The following is a 19,362-nucleotide window of genomic DNA, read 5'->3' as shown; positions in this document are numbered from 1 at the left end:
GAGGGCGTGTGGGCATTCTCCGGACGGACTCGGTCTTCGGTGCCTTCGGGTGTGACCATGGAAGAAGGGGGCCGAGGCCGACCGGAGAGGACGAGCCGTGCGCTACCGGGACCGCACCCAGGCCGGTCGTGAACTCGCCGCCGTGCTGCGGAAGTTGAGCGACGAGGGCGATCTGCCGGACCCGATCGTGCTGGCGCTGCCGCGGGGCGGCGCGGCCGTCGCCGCGGAGGTCGCGCGCGAGCTGTCGGCCCCGCTCGACGTGCTCGTCGTACGCAAGATCGGAGCCCCGCACCACGAGGAGTTCGGCGTCGGCGCGATCGCCGGGGACGACCCGCCGCTCCTCGACCGGGCGACCCTGGCGCACCTGGGCATGAGCGAGGACACCCTGGCCCCCGTGGTGGAACGGGAGCGGCGGGAACTGCGCCGCCGTGAGCGCCGCTACCGGCAGGGGCGGCCGGCGCCCCAGCTGCGCGGCCGTACTGTGATCGTCGTAGACGACGGCCTGGCCACCGGCTCGACCGCCCGTGCCGCGCTGCGCCACGTACGGGGCCGGGGTCCCGCCCGGACCGTGCTCGCCGTCCCGGTCGGCGCGCCCGATTCCCTGGACGCGCTCGCCGCCGAGGCCGACCTCGTCGTCTGCCCGTACCGGCCGGAGCTGTTCAACGCGGTCGGCCAGTGGTACGACGACTTCGCGCAACTGACCGACGCCGACGTGCTGGACGCGCTGAGCGGTGCCTGAGGGGGAGGGGACGCCGTGCCGGAACTGGCCGAGGGCGAGGCGCGGCGGCGGTTCGCCGGGGCGCGCGTGGCACGGCTCGCCACCGTCGACGAGAGCGGCCGCCCGCATCTGGTGCCGGTCGTCTTCGCGCGGTACGGGGCCGAGGGGATCGTCACCGCCGTGGACCACAAACCCAAGACCACGCCCCGCCTCAAGCGGCTGCGCAACATCGCCGCACGGCCGGCCGTGAGCCTGCTCGTGGACGAGTACGACGAGAACTGGGACCACCTGTGGTGGGTCAGGGCGGACGGTACGGCGCGGGTGATTCCCGCCGGCGCGGGGGTCATCGAACCGCTTCGGGACAAATACCCGCAGTACCGGGAACGCCCGCCGGGCGGTCCGGTCATTCTCGTGACCGTGTCGCACTGGACCGGCTGGCAGGCGGCCGCTCCCTAGGGACCGGGGTTTCCCCACGTCAAGTCCCGAACCGTCGGAACGTGACCCTGCCGCGCACCGCGCCTCTCCTGGAAGTGTGGTGGGCAGAGGTCCTCTCGGCCATCGCCCACCGTCCCTGCGCGCGAGCACCGCCGCCCAGGCGGGACGCCGCGCCGCTGGTTTACGATTTGGACAGGTCTGACACGCTACGGGGTGGACATGCCATGGCGACGCGCATCGCGGGATACGAGGTCGAGGGCGAGATCGGGCGCGGCGGGATGGCCGTCGTCTACCGTGCCACGGACCTGCGCCTGGACCGCACCGTCGCCCTGAAGCTGCTCGCCCCGGAGATGGCCCGCAACGACACCTTCCGCCGCCGCTTCACCTACGAGTCGCGGGTGGCGGCCGCCCTCGACCACCCCCACATCGTGCCGATCTTCGAGGCCGGCGAGACGGACGGCGTGCTGTACATCGCGATGCGCTACGTGTCGGGCCCGGATCTGCGCGCGCTGTTGGACAGGGAGGGCGTGCTGCCGGTGGCCGCGGCCCTGCGGATCGCCGCCCAGGTCGCCTCGGCGCTCGACGCGGCCCACGAGCACGATCTGGTGCACCGGGATGTGAAGCCCGGCAACGTGCTGGTGGCACGGGGCACCGACAGCGACCACCCGGAGCACGTCTACCTCACGGATTTCGGGCTCACCAAGAAGTCCCTTTCGCTGACGGGGTTCACGACGGTCGGCGAGTTCGTCGGGACGCTGGACTACGTGGCGCCGGAGCAGATCTCGGGCCGCCCGGTGGACGGCCGGTGCGATCTCTACAGCCTGGCCTGCGTGGTCTTCGAGATGCTCGCCGGCGGTCCGCCCTTCGTCCGGGACGAGGACATCGCCCTGCTCTGGGCGCACCAGTACGACCGGCCGCCCGCCCTGAGCGAGGTGCGGACCGGGCTGCCGCCGGCGCTGGACGAGGTGTTCGCCAAGGCGCTGGCCAAGGTTCCCGAGGACCGCTACGGCTCCTGCCTGGAGTTCGTGGGCGCGCTGCGGCTCGCCGCGTACGGCGTCGTACCGGGGGAGTCGGCCTCGCCGGAGCGCCCCACCGACCGGACCCCCACGGTCCGCCGGGGCACCGCCCCCACCCCCGGCCCGCCCGCCTGGGCCCGCCCGGTGTTCGGCCCCTAGGCCCCCGAGCCCCGCCGGAACCATCAGTCCTTCGTGAGGAACTGCTCCGCCCAGACGGTCTTGCCGGTGGTGGCGTGGCGGGTGCCCCAGCGTTGGGTGAGCTGGCCGACGAGGAGCAGGCCGCGGCCGCCCTCGTCGTAGGTGTGCGCCCGCCGCATGTGCGGGGCCGTGTTGCTGGAGTCGAAGACCTCGCAGGTGAGGGTGTGGTCGTCGTGGATGAGCCGGAGCCGGACGGGCGGCCGGCCGTACCGGAACGCGTTGGTGACCATCTCGCTGACGATCAGCTCGGTGATGAACGTCGCCTCCTCCAGGTGCCAGGCGACCAGCTGGTCGGTGGCGTGTTTGCGGGCGTCGGCGACGGCGGCCAGGTCGAAGGGAAGCTCCCAGGTGGCGACCCGGTCGGCGTGCAGGGCCCGGGTGCGGGCGACCAGCAGGGCGATGTCGTCGTCGGGGCGGTGGGTGAGCATGGTCGTCAGGACCCGGTCGCAGACGGTGTCCAGGTTCTGCGCGGGGCGGCCGAGCGCGCCGAACATCTTGTCGAGGGCCTCGTCGATGTCGTGGTCGCGGGGTTCCAGCAGGCCGTTGGTGTAGAGGGCGATCAGGCTGCCCTCGGGCAGTTCCGTCTCGAAGGACTCGAAGGGCAGCCCGCCCAGGCCCAGCGGGGGTCCGGCCGGCACGTCGAGGAAGTGGACCGCGCCCGAGGTGACCACGGCGGGCGGCGGGTGTCCGGCCCGGGCGACGGTGAACCGGCGCGTGACCGGGTCGTACACGCCGTACAGGCAGGTGGTGCCGACGCCGCCGGCGGTCTCCTCGGCGTTGTCGGCGCCTGCCTCCTCGGCGGAGAGGTGGACGACCAGGTCGTCGAGGTGGCTGAGGAGTTCGTCGGGCGGCAGGTCGACGTCGGCCAGGGTGCGGACGGCGGTGCGGACCCGGCCCATGGTGGCGGCGGCCCGCATGCCGTGGCCGACCACGTCGCCCACGACGAGCGCGACCCGGGTCCCGGACAGCGGGATCACGTCGAACCAGTCGCCGCCCACCCCGGCCTGGCTGACCGAGGGCAGATAGCGGGTGGCGATGTCCAGCGCCGCCTGTTCGGGCAGCGTCTGCGGGAGCAGGCTGCGCTGCAGGGTCATCGTGGTGGTGTGCTGGCGCTGGGCGCGTTCGGCGCCGTGGATGCTGGTGGCGGTGCGGATCGCCAGCTGCTCGGCCACCCACAGATCCTCCGGGTCGAACGGCTCGCTGCGCAGGCTCCGCCCGAACAGGGCCACCCCGAACGTGGTGCCGGCCGCCCGGAGCGGCACCGCCATCAGCGAGTGCGCCCCGCTCTCCCGGATCCACGCGGCCGCCGGCGGATCCTCCCGCGCCCAGCGGGTCACGATCTCGTCGTCGCTCGCGTACACCGTGCCCCGTCCCTCCGCCAGGCACCGGCCCGACGGCGACCAGGGAGGGCAGCGCAGCACCTCGCCGGAGGGATGGGGGAGCGGTGGGCTCTGGGGCGCCGCCCGTACGGCCGCCCGTCGCAGCGCACGGCCGTCGGCGGCCGGTGCACCGGGCCTGGCCGCGTCCAGCAGGTCGACGGCGCAGGCGTCGGCGAAGGTGGGGACGACCACGTCGGCCAGCTCCCGTGCGGTGCGCTGCACGTCGGAGCTGGTGCCGATCCGCACCCCGGCGTCGCTGAGCAGCAGCATCCGCCGCCATACCAGCTGCTCGGACGGATCGGAGTGGGCCGTCAGGGTCACCGCCCGCACCTGCCCTTCCGTGTCCGTCAGCGGGGCGAGCCGTCCGTGCCAGTCGTGCTCGGGCTCGGCCGGGTCCGGACGCAGGTGCACGTCCTCGGGGCCGCCGCCGGCCAGGATCCGCCGCATACCGGCCTCGGCCTCGGCGCCGCCCTCGTACGGGGCGATGTCGGTCAGCCGCAGCCCGCGCATCGTGCCCTCGGCGAGGGACAGGCCGCGCTGCATCCCGACACTGGCCAGCACCAGCCGCAGCCCCTCGTCGAAGACGGCGGCGACACATGGGGACTGGCCGAAGGCCCATTCGCCGAGCGTTCGGTCGGCGGCGGCCACCGGCGGTCCGGTGACGGCGGACACCACCCGCCACTCCGTGCCGCCCGGCCGGTCGCCGGAGGGCCGGCGGTGCACGAGGACGTCCCGGTCCAGCCGGTGCCCGTCCCGGTGGCGCAGGGCCGCGGTCCCGCTCCACCGCGCGCCGGCGGCCGCCTCGCGCCAGGTGACCCCGTCCGGCTCGGCGAGCAGCCGGGCGGCCTCCTGCCCCAGGATCTCGGCGGGCGGGTAGCCCAGCAGCAGCCTGGCCCCGTCGCTCCAGCCGGTCACGGCACCCCGCTCGTCGACCGTGACCGCGGCGGTGTAGGTGCCCTGCGGTACGGCGTGGGTCTGCGCCCGGTTGCTGGGAGGGGTGGGACGTCGTTCCATCGCCGCTCATCCTTCGCGGAACCTGCACGGCCGGCTCTTCTCCCAGGATGATCCCGGCCGACACGGAGCACCAGTCCGCGCCCCTACCACCAGGCCGCCGTGGACATGCGCACCAGGGGTTCCTGTGACACGCCTGTGACGGACGGCGGACAGCCTCATGACGTCGGCTTGTCAGGGTTTTGTAAACGGACAAATCGCCACTATCGGTCAATTCACCAAGGGAATCCTCATGAGCTTCGCCGTTGTCACCCAGCACACCGAGACCACCGCCGTCGCGCTGGCCCCGCGTGAGCGCGAGACGCTGAAGCACATCGCGGCGGGCTGCACATACCTGCAGGCCGCGCGCCTGATGGGGCTCTCCCGGCACACCGTCGACGCCTACCTCCGCCGGATCCGCGCCAAGCTCGACATCAACACCACCGCCGAGCTCACCCGGCTGGCCATCTCTCTTGGCCTGTGAGATCCGCCGGACCGTGACAGCGTGGGGACAACGGCTGGGCACGGTGTCCTGGAGGCGGAGATGACGGTGAACGGGCTCGGACTTGTGGTGCACGGGGGCCGGGCGGAGGCGGTGGACGCCGCCCGAACCGTACGGGCGTGGGCGGCGGAGCACGACGTGCGGTGCACGGACATCGACGTCTGGCACGACGGCGGACGGCACAGCTCCGGGGAGGAGGTCGCGGCCGCGGGCGATCCCGACCTGATCGTCACCCTCGGCGGCGACGGCACCTTCCTGCGCGGCGCCCGGCTCGCCGCCCACCACGACGCCCTGGTCCTCGGCGTCGACCTGGGCCGGGTCGGCTTCCTGACCGAGGTGGCGGCCTGCTCGGTGCGGGAGGCGCTGGACGCGATCCGCGAGGACCGGTTCGCCGTCGACAGCCGGATGCTGCTCACCATGCGCGCCTCCCGTCGGCTGGAGGTGCCCTCCGACATGGAGGAGCTGATGCGCTACGGCCGCGGGCCGCTGCTGCCGGCGCCCGAGGTGCGCACCGACTGCCAGGAGGACGTCGACTGGGGTGTGCCCCTGCACGTCGCCGCGGTCAACGACGTCGTACTGGAGAAGCTGTCCCGGGACCGCCAGGTGTCCGTCGGCGTGTACGTCTCCGGGCGGCTGCTCGCCTCCTACTCCGCCGACGCGCTGCTGGTGGCGACCCCGACCGGCTCGACCGCCTACAGCTTCGCGGCCGGCGGTCCCGTCGTCTCACCCAGCGCGGACGCGCTCGTCTTCACGCCGGTCGCTCCGCACATGACGTTCAACCGGTCGGTCGTCACCGCCCCGGACGAGGCCGTCGGCCTGCGTGTCCTGGAACGCTCGGGGCAGGCCGCGGTCAGCGTCGACGGACAGGTCCGGGGCGTCCTGGGGCCGGGGGACTGGATCGGTGTGTACGCCGCCCCGACCCGGCTGCGGGTCGTCCGGCTCGCGCCGATGGACTTCTACGGCCGGCTGCGCGAGCGCATGAACCTCACCGACGCCCCGGCCGCCGTCGCCGACGGCACCCCCGCGCCCCTGTGGTCGACGCGGACGCCCCCGCCCGGCGACATGGCCCACCTCTCCCTGCTGCCCGCCAGTCTGTCGGGCGCCGAGCCGGAAGAGCCGTGCGTCGAGGTGGAGGAGAAAGACGCCGCCCCGGCCCCCGGACGCGGCTGACCGCCGAGGCCCTCGCGCCGCCGCGGCTGGACCGGGGCCGGTCCGTGTCGGCCGCCGGGCCGTCCGGCGGGCCGCCGCCGGGGCGGCGGCCCGCATCGTCTAGAGGGATCGGGTTTCCTGGCGGGTGCCCGTCACGAAGGCCGCCACCGCCCGGGCGAAGACCTCCGGCTCCTCGATGTGGCCGAAGTGCCCGCTGTTCTCCAGGATCAGCAGGTCCGAGCCGGCGATCAGCCCGTCTCGACGGTGTGCGTTCCGGTGGTGAGGGGATCGGTCAGGGGCTTGGTCATGGCTTCTTCTCCGTGTCCGGCGGTTCGTGGTGACAACGGCAGGACGCCGGGGACCAGGAGAAGTTCGAACCGGATGGCATGACGGCCGTCACAGGCCGACTTGGAGGCGGGCGCGGGGCGCGGGGGTGCGGGTGTGGGTGTGTGGGTGCGCCGCCCGTGCCGCTTCGGCCGGCTGTGCACCGCGCCCCGGCCCTGACCGGCTCCCGCGCCCCGGCCCTGACCGGCTCCCGCGCCCCGGCCCTGACCGGCTCCCGCGCCCCGGTCAGGGGTGGCTCCCGCGCCCCGGTCAGGGGTGGCTCCCGCGCCCCGGTCAGGGGTGGCTCCCGCGCCCCGGTCAGGGGTGGCTTCGCGCCGGTCGGGGGTGGCTTCGTGCCGGTCGGGGGAGTTCGCGGCCGGGCTCAGTAGTGGCCGCCCACCAGGTTGGGGGGCCGGTCAGTCCGCGGAGCGTACCGCCGGCATGGCGAGCGCGACCGGCCCGCTCTTGCAGGAGTCGTGGCAGTCCTTCTCCAGGCTGCAGCACAGCGAGCAGATCGCCCCGGCGTGGAACGGGCAGTTGGCCACGTCCGGCCGCTCGAACTCGGTCGTGCACACCGTGCAGGTCAGCACGGCGGCCGACGGCAGCCCGTCCGCGTCCAGCAGCGGCTGTGCCAGGTCGTCGACCCGGGCGATGTAGTACTTCCCCTTGGTCAGCACCGCGAACAGCGGAGAGAGCACCATCGCCAGGAACAGCGCGATGAACGGCGAGTACGCCTTGCCGTACTCCCCGAAGGCGTTGAAGTAGGCGGCGATCGAGACCGCCGACGCGATCAGCATCGAACCGAAGCCGACCGGGTTGAAGTTGTGCAGATGGGCACGCTTGAACTCGATGTACGACGGGCTCAGCTTCAGCGGTTTGTTGATGACCAGGTCGGCGACGACCGCGCCGATCCAGGCGATCGCCACGTTGGAGTAGAAGCCGAGCACGGTGTTCAGGAAGCCGAAGACGCCGCCCTCCATCAGGGCCAGCGCGATGCCGACGTTGAGGAAGATGTAGACGACCCGGCCCGGGTGGCGGTGGGTCAGCCGGGAGAAGAAGTTCGACCAGGAAAGCGAACCGGAGTACGCGTTCGTCGAGTTGATCTTTATCTGGGAGAGGATCACGAAGAACGTGGCCAGGCCCAGCGCGATGGGCGCGGCGAAGGTCTTGAAGCCGGACACGTACTGCTGGATCGGCTCGTTGGCCTTGGCCAGGCCCACGCTGCCGGCGATGTAGAAGGCGAGGAAGGCGCCGCCGATCTGCTTGGCCGCGCCGAGCACCACCCAGCCCGGACCGGCGGAGAGCACGGCGGCCCACCACTTCCTGCCGTTCTCCGGCGTCTTGTCCGGCATGAACCGCAGATAGTCCACCTGCTCACCGATCTGCGCGATCAGCGACAGCGCGACGCCCGCACCCGCGCCGACCCCGAGCATGCTGATGCCGGACCCCGTCGGCGAGTTGCCCGCGAAGTGCGTGAACTCCGAGAACTTGCCCGGCTCCTGGATCGCGATCGACACGAACGGCGCGACCATCAGCACCAGCCACACCGGCTGCGTCCACACCTGCATCTTCGACAGCGCGGTCATGCCGTAGATGACCAGCGGCAGAATGATGACCGAGCAGATCAGATAGCCGACGGCGAGCGGGATGTGCAGGCCCAGTTCCAGGGCCTGCGCCATGATCGAGCCTTCGAGGGCGAAGAAGATGAAGGTGAAGCTGGCGTAGATGACCGAGGTGAGCGTCGAGCCGAGGTAGCCGAAGCCGGCGCCACGGGTCAACAGGTCCATGTCGATGGAGTACTTGGCCGAGTAGTACGAGATCGGGATGCCGGTGAGGAAGATGACCACCGCCGCGGTCAGGATCGCCACCATCGCGCTGGAGAAGCCGTTGGAGATGGCGATCGAGCCGCCGATGGCGAAGTCCGCGAGATAGGCGATGCCGCCGAGTGCCGTGGTGGCCACCACGTAGGGGGTCCAGCGGCGGAAGGACTTCGGCGCGTAGCGCAGGGAGTAGTCCTCCAGCGTGTCGTTCTTCGCCCAGTCGTTGTAGGTCCGTTTGCCGTCCGTGCCGCCATCCACCACGGCCGGCGGCGCCTCTTTGCCGACGATTTCCGTCACGACTCTGCCCTCTCTCGTCCCCGGTCGTTTGCACGGAAGAGTCGCGGCGCGCTGTTTCCCGAACGTTTCACCTGCTTTAAAAGACAAGGCTTGATACTTCCCGTGGGAAGTACCGCGCGGAGTAGGGGAGTAGGGCCCAGCGTCGGGCCCAGGGTCGGGCTCAGAGTTGGGCGACGATATGGAAGTCGAAGGCGTCCGCCCGCGCCAGGTACAGCCGTTGCGCGAGATGGTTGCCGCGCAGCCGTACGGCACCGCGCGGGCCCTCGTACGACACCGGGTCCCGCACCGCGCACATCGTCCGCACATCCAGCGACCGGGCCCGTTCGGCCAGCGCCGCCAGCAGCCGTACCCCTTCGAAGCACGACTCGCCCAGGCTCCCCACGACGGGTGCGTGCATGCCGAACCGGGCCGCGTACCGGGCGCTGAAGTCGAGGCTCTCCGCGGTCGCGAGGGTCTCGAAGAAACCGGCCGTCGCCCACAGCCCGTCGGTGGCCTCCGCGCCCGTGGCCAGCAGGATGTTCTCGTCCATGTGGGTGCTCAGCCTGAGACACCGCTGATGCAGCCCGTAGCCGGCGAACGCCCGGCTGAAGCGGGCCGCGTCCGCTCCGACGAGCAGCATCAGCACCGCGTCCGCCTCGCACCGCTCGACCCGGCGCAGCACCGGCCCGAACCCGTCCGTTCCGAGCGGCACGAACACCTCGTCCCGCACCCGGCCCCCGCACTCCCGCGCATACGCCCGGGCCGCGCGGGCGGTCACCCGGGGCCAGACGTAGTCGTTGCCCACCGTGCACCAGCGCCGCACCCCGGCCGCCTCCGTCAGCAGCCGCATCGCGGGCAGGAGTTGGGCGGCATCGGTCTCACCGGTCAGGAAGACGCCCGGAGTCCGCTCGCCGCCCTCGTACTGGGCGGTGTAGACATACGGCACCCGGCCCGCGATCCGGGGCAGCAGCGCCTGCCGTACCGCCGAGGTGTGCCAGCCCACCACCCCGTCCACGGCGCCCAGCGCGACCAGGGACCCGACCTCGGCCGCCACCCGCCACGGCGGCGCCCCGCCGTCCACCGTGAGCAGCCGGATCTCCCGGCCCAGCACACCGCCCGCGGCGTTGAGTTCCTCCACGGCGAGGTGCGCGGCCGCCTCGCACGACGGCCCGAAGACCCCCGCCGGTCCCTGCAACGGCACCACCAGGGCGACGACCAGGGGCGTACCCGAGGGGTCGCTCGGCGGCGCCCTGTGCATCAGGCCACCTCCGTGCCGGCGTGGGGAGCGTGGATTTTGGTCCCGGGCCCCGGCGCCCTCGCGGAGGCTCGTATTCTGCGCGCACAGTAGACCTACCGGAAGGACACCGGCAATGTCGTCCGTACCCTCCTCGCCGGACCTGGCCCACCTCCTCAGCCACGCCGAGCGACGCATCGTGCAACGGCTGGCCGCGGTGCTGGCCGAGGAGGACTGCACGGTCGAGGAATGGCGTGTCCTTTCGATCGTCGGGGACGGCCAGGGGCATCCGATGTCCGAGATCGCCGAGTACGCGCTGATGCCGGCGCCCAGCCTGACCAAGCTCGTGGACCGCATGGTCGCCGGCACCCTGGTGTACCGCCGCCCCGATCCGCACGACCGCCGCCGCGTCCTGCTCCACCTGACTCCGCGCGGCGACGACCTGTACCGGCGCGCCGCCGGCCGGGTCCGCGCCGACCAGGCCCGGCTGCTCGCCGAGACGGCCGACGGGGGAGCGCTCGCCCGGCTGCTGCCCCGGCTCACGGCGGCGGCCGACGCCCTGACGGCCGACGTGCGGACGGCCGACGCCCTGACGGTCGACGCGCGGGCGGTCGACGCCCTGACGGTCGACACGCGGGCGGTCGACGCCCTGATGGCCGACGCCCCGACGCCCGACGCCCGGACGGTCGACGCCCGGACGGCAGGCGTACCGAGCGCGGCCCGGCCCGTCTGACGCCCGCGTGCGGGCGGTCAGCCTCGCGGACGTGTCTCGCCCCGGTGGGGCCGAGCGCCGCCGCCTCCCGGACGGCCGCGCGTTGAACGGCGGCATCCGGACGACGGCGTTCGCGGAGACCGCCGGATTCACCGGCGGAGGGTCACCACCCGGTGAACAGCAGATGGTTGATCAGGAGTGCGAGCAGCGCCTGGGCCGCCAGCCAGGCGCGCGGCCGGGGCAGAAACGCACACGCCGGGAGCAGCCACATCGCGAACGGCAGCCAGATGCGCTCCGTCTCCGCCTTGCTCATCCCGGACGCGTCGGCGACCAGCAGCGCGAGCAGCGTGACCGCCACCAGGAAGGCGAGGCGGACCGGTGCGGAGCCCGCCGTACGGCGGTGGACCAGGGCGGCACCCGCCCGCCGCAGCCCCGCCACCGTCGCCAGGCCGGTGATGACCACCGTGCAGGCCAGGTTGGCCCACACCCAGTAGCCGTACGGGCGGGTGCCGCCGACGCCCTGGTAGTAGCGGGTGACCAGCAGCCGGTACCCCTCCCACCAGTCGAACCCGGCGAGTGTGAACACCACCGGGACGACCGCCGCCCCGGCCACCAGCAGGGCGAGGACCACCGGCCGCGCCCGGACCCGGCGCCGGCCGAGGGCCAGCACCGCCGCCCCGACGAGCGCGAAGAGCGTCAGGCCGTACGAGAGGTAGACGGTCAGCCCGTACAGCAGGCCCGCGCCGACCGCCCACGCCACGGACCGTCCGGTCACCGCCAGCGCCAGCAGGGCCACCGCCCAGGCGGCGACCGCCGCGAAGTACCCGTCGGCCGACGCGCCCACCCACACCGCGGCCGGGGCCATGACCAGGAAGGGCGCGGCCCGCCGGGCGAGCCGCTCGGCGGCCAGTGCCCGCACCGCGACCAGCACGCCGACACACGCCGTGGAGCCGACGGTGATGCACCAGGCACCCGCCCAGCCGCCGCCGTGCAGCCCGACCCGGTCGAGGAGGACGAAGGTGAGGGTGGCCGCCGGCGGGTGCCCGGCGATGTGAGCGGGCCAGGGGGAGGGGGTGCCGCTCACGATGTGGTGGGTGAAGTCGCGCAGGGTCGCCGGGATGTCGTGGAAACGGCCGATGACCGTGAGGTACTCGTTCGGGCTGGTGAGCCGGCCGGCCACGCCCCGCTGCCAGCCGTCGACCAGCGCCAGCGACCACGTCCAGGCCAGGCAGGTCCCCCAGGCCGCGGCGAGCAGCCCGCGCCAGGGCAGCCGCACGGCCAGGGCCGGCCCGTACGCCACCACGGCGGCCGCGACCAGTACGGCGGCCGGGGTGCCCGGGCCCACGTGCGGGTCCCAGTCGGCGAACAGCGGCGGCCAGTGCACGAACAGGACGCGGTAGGTGTCCTGGAGGTGCCGGCCGACCAGGACGGCGACGAGCACCAGCAGGGCGGCGGCGAGGACGGCGTACAGATCGGCGGGGCGATCACGGTGGGGAGCGCGGGTCACACCGGCACGCTAGGTCGGTGACCGGGCGAAAGAGTGGATCAGGCGGCTGACGTCAGACTTTCGTCATGGGTCGCGCACCCGTTCCGGGGGTTTCCCCGGCCTACGGTCGGACCATGCGACCCGACGACCCACGGCTTCCCACCTCACCCGGCTTCTGGCGCAGCCCGCTGCGCGGCACCTGGTTCACCGCCGTGCTCGGCCTGGTGCTGCTGGTCGGGATCACCTTGCTGTTCGTGACCGGTCTGGTGTCGTACGCCGCCTACAACCCGGACCTGGCCCGGGTGAACGACCAGACCCCGGACAAGGGCATCCTCGGCTTCTACCTCTTCCCGTGGCCGACGAACCCCTCCTGGCTCTACCGGTTCACCCAGGGCCTGCACGTCACCCTCGGCGTCACCCTGATCCCGGTGCTGCTCGCCAAGCTGTGGTCGGTGGTGCCGAAGCTGTTCACCCTGCCCCCGGCCCGCTCGCTCGCGCACGCGCTGGAGCGGCTCTCACTGCTGTTGCTGGTCGGCGGCGGTCTCTTCGAGTTCACCACCGGCGTCCTCAACGTCCAGCTCGACTACGTCTTCCCCGGCTCCTTCTACCCCCTGCACTTCTACGGCGCCTGGGTGTTCTTCGCCGCCTTCGTGGCCCACGCGGCGCTCAAGATGCCGACCGCGCTCCGGGCGGTCCGGCAACGGCGCCGGGACGAAGGCGAGTTGGCGGCCGTCCGGCCGGACGCGCCGACCGTGTCCCGGCGCGGGGCGCTCTGGTTCGTCGGGGGCGCGTCCCTGCTGCTGCTCGTCACGACGGCCGGACAGAGCATCGGGGGCGCGCTGCGGCGCACCGCCCTGCTCGCACCGCACGGCGGAGCCGACCCCGGCAGCGGGCCGAACGGCTTCCAGATCAACAAGACGGCCGCGTACGCCGGGATCGACGCCAAGGCGACCGGCGGCGATGCCTGGCGGCTGGTCGTCACCGGACGCGACGGCCGGACGGTCCGTCTCGGCCGCACCGAACTGCTCCGACTGCCCCAGCACAGCGCCGCGTTGCCCATCGCCTGCGTCGAGGGCTGGTCCACCGCCGACCAGTGGTGGCGCGGGGTGCGACTGCGCGACCTCGCGGCACTCGTCGGCTACGACGGCGACCCGCCGGACGTGCTCGTGGAGTCGATCCAGCTGCACGGCGCCTTCCGCCGTGCGGCCCTGCGCGCCAACCAGGTCGCCGACCCGCGCTCCCTGCTCGCCCTCCAGGTGAACGGCGAGGACCTGTCCCCCGACCACGGCTACCCGGCGCGCGTGATCGTGCCCGCCGCGCCCGGTGTGCTCAACACCAAGTGGGTGGCCCGGATGACCTTCGGAGACCTGTGATGCGCTCGCCCCTGCCCGTCCGCGCCCGGCTGCGGCGGCTGCGCCTCCCGCTCGGCAGCCCTCTGCAACTCCTCCTGCTGGCCTGCCCGTTCGCGCTCGCCGCCTATGCCGGCGTACGGCTGCTGTCCGGCGACTGGCTCGGTGTGGTGCTGTGGGTGGTGGGCGCGGCCCTGCTGCACGACCTCGTGCTGCTGCCGCTGTACTCGCTGGCGGACCGGGCGGCGGTCCGCGGGCTGGGCGGCGCCGGGCGCCGGGAGTGGGCGATGTACGTCCGGGTCCCGGCCGCGCTCTCCGCGCTGCTCCTGCTGGTGTGGTTCCCGCTGATCAGCGGGACGGTGGCCGGGCACTACCGGTCGGCCACCGGCCATTCCTCGGACGGCTACCTGACCCGCTGGCTGCTGATCACCGCCGTGCTCTTCGGCGGCTCGGCGCTGCTGCTGGCACGCCGGCTGCGCAGGGCGACGAAGCGGCGCCCGCCGGCCGCCCACTGACCGGAGCGCCCCCAGCCCCACGCGTACCGCAGCAGGGCCGCGGTGCCGAGCCGCGCCCAGAGGAAGGGGGCGCCGACCGCCTCCTGGGCGTCGGTGAGGCGGACGTGGGCGCGTTCGTCGACGTCCACCGGGGCGGTCTCGGCGATCAACAGACCGCCGGGGGCGAGGAGTCGGGCCGCCCGGTCGAGCAGGTGGCGCGGGTCGCCGCCGATCCCGACGTTGCCGTCCATGAGCAGGACGGTGCCCCAGCGGCCCTCGCCGGGCAGCGGCTCGAAGACCGAGCGGCGCAGCGCCTGGCCGCCGAGACGCACGGTGTGCTCGACGGCGGCCGCACTGACGTCGATACCGAGGACGGTACGGCCCCGGGCGGCGAGTTCGGCGACGAGCCGCCCGGGGCCGCAGCCGACGTCGAGGACGGCGCCTTCACAGCGGTCCAGGACCTCCCGGTCGACCGGATCGGCCCGCGCGCACCAGCGCTCGACGTCCAGGGGCAGCAGCCAGCCGTCGGTGCGGCGCAGGAACAGCGGGCCGCGGCCGGTGCGCAGAGCGGTGGCGTAGGGGTCGGCGCCGGTCCAGGCGAGGGGCGGCGAGGTGGTCATCGGCGGCCCGTCCCGCTGTGCGCCGCGTACCGGGCCAGCCGGGCGGCGAAGCGGCCGTGCGGGGCGAGGGCGGCGACGGCGGCGGCGTCCGCGGCGGTGTCCACGTCCCGCAGTCGCGGCAGGTCCTGGACCCGCAGCCCGGCCGCGACGAGCCGCCGCCGCTGTACCGCGCCGGTCTCCGCCGTGGACATCGGCACCCCGCGCAACAGCGCGGGGTCCGGGTCGGCCAGCCCCAGCGCCCAGAACCCGCCGTCCTCGGCGGGGCCGAAGTACGCGTCGCAGTCCGCGAAGTCCACGGTGAGCAGGGCCGGGGTGACCTGCGGGGTGTCCATGCCGACGAGGAGGGCCGGGCCGTCGCAGCGGGCGAAGGCGTCGGCGAGCCGCGCGTCGAGGCCGCCCGCGCACTGCGGTACGACGTCGAAGCCGGGCGGCAGCCAGGGGCCGGGGTTTCCGTCGAGTACCAGGACGCGGCGGGTGGCGGGGGTCCGGGCCACGGCGTGCAGGGTGTCGGTGAGGGAGGCCTCGGCGAGCGCGGCGGCCTGTTCGGGCGTGAACGGCGGGGTGAGCCGCGTCTTGACCCTGCCGGGGCGGGGTTCTTTCGCGATCACGAGGAGGGTGGTCATGTGGGGGTTCCTTGGTGGGTGCGGCTGGGTGGGGGGCGGGGGTCGGGGTGGGGACGCTCACCGGCGCTTGCGGGGTGCCTCCCCCACTCTCGGCTTCGCTCGAGCGGGGGACCCCCATCGCCCACCCGTGCCGCCCTGGGGGAGAAGCGGCGGGACAGCGCCCCGTCAGGGGCGCGGGGCTGTATCGATGTGCGGCTCTGCCGCGTGGGCGCGCTCAGCCCCCACCGGCCCGCACCCGCGGCGGCTCGTGCAGCACCCGGCTCATGTCCCGCACCGCCTGCCACGTGCCGCGCCACGTCCCCGTCACCTTGGACGTGCCGGTGCGCGGGAGGTACGCCACATCGTGCTCGGCGATCCGCCACCCCGCGTCCGCCGCCCGCACCACCATCTGCAGCGGATAGCCACTGCGCCGGTCGTCGAGCGAAAGCGCCAGCAGCGGCTCGCGCCGCGCCGCCCGCAGCGGACCGAGGTCGTGCAGCCGCAGCCCGGTCCGGCGCCGCAGCATCCGCGCCAGCGCCAGGTTCCCGGCCCGGGCATGCGCCGGCCAGGCCCCCGGCCCCTGCGGCCGCCGTCGGCCGAGCACCAAGTCCGCCTCGCCGTCGCGGACTTCCCGTACGAACGGCACGAGGAGCCCCGGATCCAGCGAGGCGTCACAGTCGCAGAAGCAGACGATGTCGGCGGTCGCGGCGGTCAGCCCGGCATGGCACGCCGCGCCGAAGCCGCGCCGCGCCTCGTGGACGACGGTCGCACCGAGCGCCCGGGCGATGTCCGCCGAGCCGTCCGTGGAGCCGTTGTCCACCACGAGGGGCCGCCAGCCCGCCGGGATGCGGCCGAGCACCCAGGGCAGGGCCTCGGCCTCGTTCAGGCAGGGGAGGACGACGTCCACGTCCGTCGTCGAGGAGGTTGGTGAGGTGGTCACGGTGTCACCCTACGAACGCGAACCAGACATAACGGGCGCCGGCTCCTTACGAAACGCGGACGTCGGAACCGGCGGCCCAGCTCCCGGGTTTCTTACGAAACACGGACGTCGAGCCCCGTCCCCACCCACGGGCGCGACACCCGCGACGGCCCGGTGCGAGGGTGGAGGCATGCAGCAGCCGTACGAGATCACCGAGGGCCGGGCCGCCCCCGCCGCCACCCGGGTCCTTGTCGTCGACGACGATCCGACCGTCGCCGAGGTCGTCACCGGGTATCTCGACCGTGCCGGGTACCTGGTCGACCACGCCGAGGACGGCCCCACCGCCCTGACCCGGGCCACCGCCCACTGGCCGGACTTGGTGGTGCTCGACCTGATGCTGCCCGGCATGGACGGCCTGGAGGTCTGCCGGCGGCTGCGCGGCCACGCGTCCGTCCCGGTCATCATGCTCACCGCGCGCGGCGACGAGGACGACCGGATCCTGGGCCTGGAGGTCGGTGCCGACGACTACGTCACCAAGCCCTTCAGCCCCCGCGAACTGGTCCTGCGGGTCGAGTCGGTGCTGCGCCGCGCCCGCCCCCCGGCCACCGCGCAGTCCTTCTCCACCGCCGGAGTCACCCTTGATCCGGGCGCCCGCCGCGCCACCCGGAACGGCATCGAACTCGCCCTCACACTGCGCGAGTTCGACCTTCTCGCGTTCTTTCTGCGGCACCCGGGTCGGGCGTTCGGCAGGGAGGACCTGATGCGCGAGGTGTGGGGCTGGGACTTCGGCGACCTGTCCACCGTGACCGTCCATGTCCGCCGGCTGCGTGCCAAGGTCGAGGACGACCCGGCCCGCCCGCGCCTGATCCAGACGGTGTGGGGCGTCGGCTACCGCTTCGACCCCGAGGCCGCCGAGCAGGAGGTGGGCTGACATGCGCGACACCCTGCTGATCGCCCTGTACGCCCTGGCCGGTGCCGCCCTCACCGGGCTCGCCGGGGCGGCCGCGCTGCGCCTGCTCCGGCGCCGCTCGCTCACCGCGTCCATCGCCGTGGTCGCCGCCGTCGGCGTGGTCGCGATGCTCGCCGGCACCCTGGCCGTCGCCTGGGCGATGTTCCTCTCCTCGCACGACCTGTCGGTGGTGACGACGGTGGTCGCGATGGCGGCCGTGGTCTCGCTCGTCAGCGCACTGCTACTGGGCCGCTGGGTCGGCGCCCGCAGCCGTGAACTCGCCCTCGCCGCCCGCTCGTTCGGTGAGGACGGCGACTTCGCCGCGCCTGCGGTCCCGGCCACCGCGGAACTGGCCGAGGTGAGCCGCGAATTGGCGGCCACCAGCGCCAGACTCGCCGAGTCCCGGGAGCGGGAACGCGCGTTGGAGACCTCGCGCCGGGAGCTGGTCGCCTGGATCTCGCACGACCTGCGCACCCCGCTGGCCGGTCTGCGCGCCATGTCGGAGGCGCTGGAGGACGGGGTCGCCACCGACCCGGACCGCTATCTGAAGCAGATCCGCACCGAGGTGGAGCGCCTCAACGACATGGTCGGCGACCTCTTCGAACTCTCCCGCATCCACGCCGGGACACTCGCGCTGAGCCCGAGCCGGATGTCGCTGTACGACCTCGTCGGCGACGCCCTCGCGGGCGCCGACCCGCTGGCGCGCGAGCAGGGCGTACGGCTGGTCGGCGACCGGGTGGAGCCGGTGCCCGTCGAGGTGGACGGCAAGGAGATGAGCCGGGTGTTGGGCAATCTGCTGGTGAACGCCATCCGCCGGACACCGCCCGACGGCACGGTCGCGGTCGCCGCCGAGCGCGGTCCCGAGGGAGTCGTGCTGTCCGTCACGGACGGCTGCGGCGGCATCCCCGAGGAGGACCTGCCGCGTGTCTTCGACACCGGCTGGCGCGGCAGCCACGCCCGCACACCCCCTGCCGGAGCGGGACTCGGTCTCGCCATCGTGCGCGGGATCGTCGAGGCCCACCAGGGGCGGGCCACCGTGCACAACATCCCCGGCGGCTGCCGCTTCGAGGTGGTGCTGCCCACCGCCGCTTCCTGATCGGAGGTGGTGCTGCCCACCGCCGCTTCCTGATCGTGGGCAGCACCACCGGTCCATCGGGGGCTATGCGCCCCTCGCGAACTCCCGCATCCCCTCCGCGAACCCGACCTCGGCCTTCCAGCCCAGGTCGGCCCGCAGCCGCGAGGAGTCGGCCGTGATGTGCCGTACGTCCCCGAGCCGGAACTCCCCGGTGACCACCGGCCTCGGGCCGCCGTGGGCCTCGGCCAGCGCGCGGGCCATCTCGCCGACGGTGTGCGGCTCGCCGCTGCCGGTGTTGTACGCGGTCAGCGCACCCGGCTCCGGCCGTGCCTCCAGAGCCACCGCGTTGGCGGCGGCCACGTCCCGGACGTGCACGAAGTCCCGGCGCTGCCGCCCGTCCTCGAACACCCGCGGTGCCTCCCCCCGGGCAAGCGCGGAACGGAAGAAGGAGGCCACACCGGCGTAGGGGGTGTCACGGGGCATCCGGGGCCCGTACACGTTGTGGTAGCGCAGCGACACCGCCGTCCCGCCCGTCGACCGGGCCCAGGCGGCGGCCAGGTGTTCCTGGGCCAGCTTGGTCGTGGCGTACACGTTGCGCGGATCGGCCGGCGCGTCCTCGGCGACCAGCCCAGGAGCCAGGTCGGCCCCGCACACCGGGCACGTCGGCTCGAACCGCCCGGCCTCCAGGTCGGCGACCGCGCGCGGCCCGGGCCGTACCACGCCGTGGCGCGGACACTCGTACCGGCCTTCCCCGTACACGACCATCGACCCGGCCAGCACGAGGTGCCGTACCCCCGCCTCCGCCATCGCGGTCAGCAGCACGGCCGTACCGAGATCATTGCGGGAGACGTATTCCGCCGCGTCCCCGAAATCCACGCCCAGCCCGACCATCGCGGCCTGGTGGCAGACCGCGTCCACGCCCGTGAGCGCCCGCCCGACCGCCGCCGGATTACGTACGTCGGCGCCCGGATCGTCGCGCACGTCGAACACGACCGCCTCGTGCCCGTGCGCCGTCAGCGCCTCGACGACATGGGACCCGATGAACCCGGCACCGCCGGTGACCAGTACACGCATACCGCCACGCTAGGCCCGCGCGGGCACCGGACCACGCGCCC

General features: G+C 73.7%; 18 protein-coding genes. 10 read left to right on the top strand and 8 right to left on the bottom strand.

Going from position 1 to position 19,362, the window contains the following annotated elements:
- The first annotated feature begins 97 nt into the window (after positions 1 to 97).
- The 3 genes from ACZ4N4_RS10335 (at position 98) to ACZ4N4_RS10325 (ending at position 2,328) form a co-directional block, all read left to right on the top strand.
- Complete coding sequence (locus ACZ4N4_RS10335; RefSeq protein WP_467586605.1) at positions 98 to 739, top strand: phosphoribosyltransferase; 642 nt, start codon at positions 98 to 100, stop codon at positions 737 to 739.
- Between the two features lie 15 nt (positions 740 to 754).
- The gene (locus ACZ4N4_RS10330) at positions 755 to 1,174 is read left to right on the top strand and encodes a TIGR03668 family PPOX class F420-dependent oxidoreductase (protein ID WP_467586602.1); all 420 of its coding nucleotides are present in this window, start codon (positions 755 to 757) and stop codon (positions 1,172 to 1,174) included.
- A gap of 203 nt (positions 1,175 to 1,377) precedes the next feature.
- Positions 1,378 to 2,328: a serine/threonine-protein kinase gene (locus tag ACZ4N4_RS10325; RefSeq protein WP_453566554.1), complete on the top strand. Its 951-nt coding sequence runs from the start codon at positions 1,378 to 1,380 to the stop codon at positions 2,326 to 2,328.
- Between the two features lie 23 nt (positions 2,329 to 2,351).
- Here the strand turns inward: ACZ4N4_RS10325 and ACZ4N4_RS10320 are convergent, their stop codons facing one another.
- Positions 2,352 to 4,760: a SpoIIE family protein phosphatase gene (locus ACZ4N4_RS10320; RefSeq protein ID WP_467586599.1), complete on the bottom strand. Its 2,409-nt coding sequence runs from the start codon at positions 4,758 to 4,760 to the stop codon at positions 2,352 to 2,354.
- Between the two features lie 229 nt (positions 4,761 to 4,989).
- Between ACZ4N4_RS10320 and ACZ4N4_RS10315 the strand changes: the two genes are divergently transcribed.
- A complete protein-coding gene (locus tag ACZ4N4_RS10315; RefSeq protein WP_453381260.1) occupies positions 4,990 to 5,220 on the top strand; it encodes a response regulator transcription factor in 231 nt (76 codons plus the stop codon).
- 60 nt (positions 5,221 to 5,280) lie between these two features.
- Complete coding sequence (locus tag ACZ4N4_RS10310) at positions 5,281 to 6,408, top strand: NAD(+)/NADH kinase (RefSeq protein ID WP_453566639.1); 1,128 nt, start codon at positions 5,281 to 5,283, stop codon at positions 6,406 to 6,408.
- 719 nt (positions 6,409 to 7,127) lie between these two features.
- Here ACZ4N4_RS10310 and ACZ4N4_RS10305 read toward each other — a convergent pair.
- Together ACZ4N4_RS10305 and ACZ4N4_RS10300 are read right to left on the bottom strand one after the other, a co-directional pair.
- The gene (locus tag ACZ4N4_RS10305) at positions 7,128 to 8,828 is read right to left on the bottom strand and encodes a purine-cytosine permease family protein (RefSeq protein ID WP_467586596.1); all 1,701 of its coding nucleotides are present in this window, start codon (positions 8,826 to 8,828) and stop codon (positions 7,128 to 7,130) included.
- Between the two features lie 160 nt (positions 8,829 to 8,988).
- The gene (locus ACZ4N4_RS10300) at positions 8,989 to 10,065 is read right to left on the bottom strand and encodes a substrate-binding domain-containing protein (RefSeq protein ID WP_467586593.1); all 1,077 of its coding nucleotides are present in this window, start codon (positions 10,063 to 10,065) and stop codon (positions 8,989 to 8,991) included.
- Between the two features lie 112 nt (positions 10,066 to 10,177).
- Between ACZ4N4_RS10300 and ACZ4N4_RS10295 the strand changes: the two genes are divergently transcribed.
- Positions 10,178 to 10,774 (top strand): MarR family winged helix-turn-helix transcriptional regulator, encoded by a 597-nt coding sequence (locus tag ACZ4N4_RS10295; protein WP_467586590.1) that lies wholly within the window; start codon positions 10,178 to 10,180, stop codon positions 10,772 to 10,774.
- A gap of 142 nt (positions 10,775 to 10,916) precedes the next feature.
- Here the strand turns inward: ACZ4N4_RS10295 and ACZ4N4_RS10290 are convergent, their stop codons facing one another.
- Positions 10,917 to 12,260, bottom strand: a complete 1,344-nt coding sequence (locus ACZ4N4_RS10290) for a hypothetical protein (protein WP_467586587.1) — start codon at positions 12,258 to 12,260, stop codon at positions 10,917 to 10,919.
- 113 nt (positions 12,261 to 12,373) lie between these two features.
- Between ACZ4N4_RS10290 and ACZ4N4_RS10285 the strand changes: the two genes are divergently transcribed.
- Positions 12,374 to 13,612, top strand: coding sequence for a molybdopterin-dependent oxidoreductase (locus ACZ4N4_RS10285; protein WP_467586584.1), 1,239 nt, complete (start codon positions 12,374 to 12,376; stop codon positions 13,610 to 13,612).
- Positions 13,612 to 14,103 (top strand): hypothetical protein, encoded by a 492-nt coding sequence (locus ACZ4N4_RS10280; RefSeq protein WP_467586582.1) that lies wholly within the window; start codon positions 13,612 to 13,614, stop codon positions 14,101 to 14,103. Before ACZ4N4_RS10285 ends, ACZ4N4_RS10280 begins: the two co-directional genes overlap by 1 nt.
- On the opposite strand, the gene ACZ4N4_RS10275 is transcribed toward ACZ4N4_RS10280, so the two are convergent.
- The 3 genes from ACZ4N4_RS10275 to ACZ4N4_RS10265 form a co-directional block, all read right to left on the bottom strand.
- Positions 13,992 to 14,702, bottom strand: coding sequence for a class I SAM-dependent methyltransferase (locus tag ACZ4N4_RS10275; protein WP_467586579.1), 711 nt, complete (start codon positions 14,700 to 14,702; stop codon positions 13,992 to 13,994). The two genes, ACZ4N4_RS10280 and ACZ4N4_RS10275, sit on opposite strands and share 112 nt — an antisense overlap.
- Positions 14,699 to 15,325, bottom strand: coding sequence for a TIGR04282 family arsenosugar biosynthesis glycosyltransferase (locus ACZ4N4_RS10270; protein WP_467586576.1), 627 nt, complete (start codon positions 15,323 to 15,325; stop codon positions 14,699 to 14,701). Before ACZ4N4_RS10270 ends, ACZ4N4_RS10275 begins: the two co-directional genes overlap by 4 nt.
- A 214-nt stretch (positions 15,326 to 15,539) precedes the next feature.
- Positions 15,540 to 16,244 carry a glycosyltransferase family 2 protein gene (locus tag ACZ4N4_RS10265; protein ID WP_467586573.1) on the bottom strand — a complete coding sequence of 235 codons (705 nt, stop codon included), beginning with the start codon at positions 16,242 to 16,244 and terminating at the stop codon, positions 15,540 to 15,542.
- Positions 16,245 to 16,413: 169 nt separating this feature from the next.
- Here ACZ4N4_RS10265 and ACZ4N4_RS10260 point away from each other — a divergent pair, with 169 nt between their 5' ends.
- Positions 16,414 to 17,154 carry a response regulator transcription factor gene (locus tag ACZ4N4_RS10260; protein WP_467586570.1) on the top strand — a complete coding sequence of 247 codons (741 nt, stop codon included), beginning with the start codon at positions 16,414 to 16,416 and terminating at the stop codon, positions 17,152 to 17,154.
- Position 17,155: 1 nt separating this feature from the next.
- Positions 17,156 to 18,268 carry a sensor histidine kinase gene (locus ACZ4N4_RS10255; RefSeq protein WP_467586567.1) on the top strand — a complete coding sequence of 371 codons (1,113 nt, stop codon included), beginning with the start codon at positions 17,156 to 17,158 and terminating at the stop codon, positions 18,266 to 18,268.
- 63 nt (positions 18,269 to 18,331) lie between these two features.
- Here the strand turns inward: ACZ4N4_RS10255 and ACZ4N4_RS10250 are convergent, their stop codons facing one another.
- Positions 18,332 to 19,321, bottom strand: a complete 990-nt coding sequence (locus ACZ4N4_RS10250) for an NAD-dependent epimerase/dehydratase family protein (RefSeq protein WP_467586564.1) — start codon at positions 19,319 to 19,321, stop codon at positions 18,332 to 18,334.
- Positions 19,322 to 19,362 lie beyond the last annotated feature (41 nt).

The sequence above is a fragment of the Streptomyces sp. NPDC026538 genome, assembly GCF_055567535.1.
Note: the sequence above shows the minus strand (reverse complement) of the source record. Positions and strands in the feature narration are given on the sequence as shown.

Coding starts and splice junctions, on each gene's coding strand:
- ACZ4N4_RS10300 (WP_467586593.1), bottom strand. CDS start 10,065: ATGCACAGGGCGCCGCCGAGCGACCCCTCGGGTACGCCCCTGGTCGTC.
- ACZ4N4_RS10255 (WP_467586567.1), top strand. CDS start 17,156: ATGCGCGACACCCTGCTGATCGCCCTGTACGCCCTGGCCGGTGCCGCC.
- ACZ4N4_RS10250 (WP_467586564.1), bottom strand. CDS start 19,321: ATGCGTGTACTGGTCACCGGCGGTGCCGGGTTCATCGGGTCCCATGTC.
- ACZ4N4_RS10320 (WP_467586599.1), bottom strand. CDS start 4,760: ATGGAACGACGTCCCACCCCTCCCAGCAACCGGGCGCAGACCCACGCC.
- ACZ4N4_RS10295 (WP_467586590.1), top strand. CDS start 10,178: ATGTCGTCCGTACCCTCCTCGCCGGACCTGGCCCACCTCCTCAGCCAC.
- ACZ4N4_RS10325 (WP_453566554.1), top strand. CDS start 1,378: ATGGCGACGCGCATCGCGGGATACGAGGTCGAGGGCGAGATCGGGCGC.
- ACZ4N4_RS10280 (WP_467586582.1), top strand. CDS start 13,612: ATGCGCTCGCCCCTGCCCGTCCGCGCCCGGCTGCGGCGGCTGCGCCTC.
- ACZ4N4_RS10315 (WP_453381260.1), top strand. CDS start 4,990: ATGAGCTTCGCCGTTGTCACCCAGCACACCGAGACCACCGCCGTCGCG.
- ACZ4N4_RS10285 (WP_467586584.1), top strand. CDS start 12,374: ATGCGACCCGACGACCCACGGCTTCCCACCTCACCCGGCTTCTGGCGC.
- ACZ4N4_RS10310 (WP_453566639.1), top strand. CDS start 5,281: ATGACGGTGAACGGGCTCGGACTTGTGGTGCACGGGGGCCGGGCGGAG.
- ACZ4N4_RS10260 (WP_467586570.1), top strand. CDS start 16,414: ATGCAGCAGCCGTACGAGATCACCGAGGGCCGGGCCGCCCCCGCCGCC.
- ACZ4N4_RS10275 (WP_467586579.1), bottom strand. CDS start 14,702: ATGACCACCTCGCCGCCCCTCGCCTGGACCGGCGCCGACCCCTACGCC.
- ACZ4N4_RS10270 (WP_467586576.1), bottom strand. CDS start 15,325: ATGACCACCCTCCTCGTGATCGCGAAAGAACCCCGCCCCGGCAGGGTC.